This is a genomic window from Aeribacillus sp. JST-2, assembly GCF_056032925.1.
Window position 1 is genome coordinate 1 of sequence record NZ_JBVVUU010000097.1, and the last position, 1,458, is coordinate 1,458.

The 1,458-nt window shown below is 53.4% G+C and carries 1 protein-coding gene; it reads left to right on the forward strand.

The genetic code is table 11. The annotated features are described in order from the left end of the window. Positions 1-363: 363 nt before the first annotated feature. Positions 364-1,458 (forward strand): IS110 family RNA-guided transposase (locus AC0KTX_RS16725; RefSeq protein WP_474253157.1); only part of this gene is annotated, 1,095 nt, incomplete at its 3' end.

Sequence of the window (1,458 nt, forward strand, 5' to 3'; positions counted from 1 at the left end):
GACAATCGCATATCTTGGGTGGTTGCCTTTGTGGGAGGGGCGCGCCCCTCCCACAAAGGGTTGAGCGTACCGGGGTTGGACTTTTCGCAATGTTCCTGGATAATGGTCTTAGGATCATCGGGGATACTCTTCTCACTCCTGTAGCTTTGACTACTTGTAAAGTCTGTCTCCTCGGCCCCTGTTTGGACGTCTAACCCGCAGGCTGTTCCCGTTGGTTTTCCCCATGCTGGAAGGAGCAGCTTCCAGGGCAGCCCATGGTCCAACGTGAGTTCTCATATGCGAGGGTGACTGGTCAACAGGCGCGATCCGGGGGCATCCCGAAGAGTCCTACCCCTCGATCCTACAACAATAGGAGGTGATCTCATGAAACTCTACGTCGGGATCGACGTGAGCTCACGCGACTTAGCCACCTGCATTATGGATCATGAAGGAAATACGTGCGCACGCTTCAAAGTGGATAATCATCTTCTGGGCGCCACCTTCCTTCGGGATCAAATCCTCCTGTGGGCTAACAAGCGAAAGCCAACCGAAATTCTGATCGGGATGGAAGCCACCTCGGTCTACAGTTGGCATCCAGCTATGTTTTTCCACCAGCAGGAGGCCTTGCAGGCTTGGAACGTCAAGGTGTTTACGATCAATCCAAAGCTCATTCGCAAGTTTAAAGAAGCCTATGTCGACTTGGAGAAAACGGATGACATCGATGCTTGGATCATTGCGGATCGGCTTCGCTTCGGCCGTCTGAAGATGACGGCTGTCCTCAAGGAGCAGTTTCTCGCGCTTCAGCGACTGACACGCATGCGATATCATCTCGTCCACCAGTTAACCCGTGAGAAACAGTATTTTCTCCAGCACTTGTTTTACAAATGCAGTTCCTTTACCCAAGAGGTGGACAGTTCGATCTTCGGACATGCCATTCTCGAACTGCTGCTTGAGTCGTGGAGCCTCGATGACATCTGCCAAATGGATGTCAAGCAGTTGGCCGACTTCCTGCGCCAAAAAGGGCGCAATCGCTTTGCCGATCCGGAATGCATCGCCAAGTCGATTCAAAAGGCGGCCCGTTCGTCGTATCGGTTGTCCAAGTGTGTCGAGGATTCCATCGACTTGCTGTTAGGGCTGTCGATTCAATCAATCCGCAGCCTGCAATCGCAGCTCAAAGAGCTCGATAAAGCCATTACCCGCCATCTTGAAGGCATTCCGAACACACTGCAAACCATCCCAGGCATCGGACCGGTTTATACCGCAGGCATCCTGGCCGAAATCGGGCAAATCGAGCGGTTTCACAACCAGGCCGCCTTGGCAAAATATGCCGGCTTGACATGGTCCAAGCACCAATCGGGCCGTTTTCAAGCCGAGGACACCTCCCTCATTCGTTCCGGCAATCGCTATCTCCGTTACTACCTAGTGGAGGCTGCCAACTCGGTGCAACGGCATGATGCGACGTTTCGTGCGTACTACCGG